Source organism: Comamonas sp. A23 (assembly GCF_004522605.1).
GTDB lineage: Bacteria > Pseudomonadota > Gammaproteobacteria > Burkholderiales > Burkholderiaceae_C > Comamonas > Comamonas thiooxydans.
Genome location: NZ_RSDT01000037.1, coordinates 1 through 1,569 on the forward strand (window position 1 = coordinate 1; position 1,569 = coordinate 1,569).

The window sequence follows — 1,569 nt, forward strand, 5'->3', positions numbered from 1 at the left end:
CCGATGGCCGCACCCAGCTTGTCGGCCAGGGGGGTGATCACTTCGGTGAACTTCTCGGCCGAGCCCAGAGCACGGCCACCGGAGACGATGATCTTGGCTGCCGTCAGTTCGGGACGATCGCTCTTGGTCACTTCGCGGCCCACAAAGGCGCTCTTGCCGCTGTCGGCCACGGCTGCCGCCGTTTCCACGGCCGCCGAGCCGCCAGTGGCAGCTGCTGCGTCAAAGCCGGTGGTACGCACGGTGATGACCTTGACGGCATCGGCGGACTGCACGGTGGCAATGGCATTGCCCGCATAGATGGGGCGCTCGAAGGTGTCGGCGGAGTCGACCTTGGTGATGTCGCTGATCTGGGCCACGTCCAGCTTGGCGGCCACGCGGGGCGCCACGTTCTTGCCCGAGGCGGTCGAGGGGAACAGGATGTGGCTGTAGTTGCCGGCACCATTTCCAGCAAGTGCCAGCACCTGGGCGGCGACGTTCTCGGCCAGGCCGTCCTTGAGGCTGGCGCCGTCGGCATGGATGACCTTGGAGACACCGGCGATCTGGGCAGCAGCGGCTGCTGCAGCGGCTGCACCTTCGCCAACCACCAGCACATGCACATCACCGCCGCAGGCCTTGGCGGCCGTCACGGTGTTCAGGGTCGCGGTCTTGATCGAAGCGTTGTCGTGTTCTGCGATTACGAGAGAAGTCATATTCAACCTCTAAATTTCTTTACGTTCTGGCGAAGTCCGAGAGGGGACATCAGCCCTTGGCTGCAGCGCAGCCTGGCGAGGGACGGCCAGCAAGGGCCGCCCCGCAGCCAAGGCCGTCGTCCCCCTTTGGGGGAAGGCGCCGCAGGCGACTCAGGGGGAGTCAGATGACTTTCGCTTCGTTTTTCAGCTTGTCGACCAGGGCGGCCACATCGGCTACCTTGACGCCAGCGCCACGCTTGGCAGGCTCGGAGACCTTCACGGTCTTCAGGCGGGGCGTCACGTCCACGCCCAGGTCTTCGGGCTTGAAGGTGTCCAGCTGCTTTTTCTTGGCCTTCATGATGTTGGGCAAGGTGACGTAGCGGGGCTCGTTCAGGCGCAGGTCGGTGGTGATGACGGCGGGCGTAGCCAGGGCCACGGTTTCCAGGCCGCCGTCCACTTCGCGGGTGACGTTGACCTTGCCGCCGGCGACTTCGACCTTGGAGGCGAAGGTGGCCTGGGGCAGATCGGCCAGGGCCGCCAGCATCTGGCCGGTCTGGTTGGCGTCGTCGTCGATGGCCTGCTTGCCGCAGATGACCAGACCGGGTTGCTCCTTGTCCACCAGGGCCTTGAGCAGCTTGGCCACGGCCAGGGGCTGCAGCTCGACATCGGTCTCGACCAGAATGCCGCGATCGGCACCGATGGCCATGGCCGTGCGCAGGGTTTCCTGGCACTGGGCCACGCCGCAGGAGACGGCGATGACTTCGGTGACCACGCCTTTTTCCTTCAGGCGCACGGCTTCTTCGACGGCGATTTCGTCAAAGGGGTTCATGCTCATCTTGACGTTGGCGATGTCCACACCCGTGCCGTCCGACTTCACGCGGACCTTGACGTTGTAGTCCAC

General features: G+C 65.0%; 2 protein-coding genes. Both read right to left on the reverse strand.

The genetic code is table 11. From position 1 onward, the window contains the following. Positions 1–689 (reverse strand): electron transfer flavoprotein subunit alpha/FixB family protein (locus EIC84_RS25795; RefSeq protein WP_134737362.1); only part of this gene is annotated, 689 nt, incomplete at its 3' end. Between the two features lie 160 nt (positions 690–849). Beyond that, positions 850–1,569 (reverse strand): electron transfer flavoprotein subunit beta/FixA family protein (locus EIC84_RS25800; protein ID WP_034361126.1); only part of this gene is annotated, 720 nt, incomplete at its 5' end.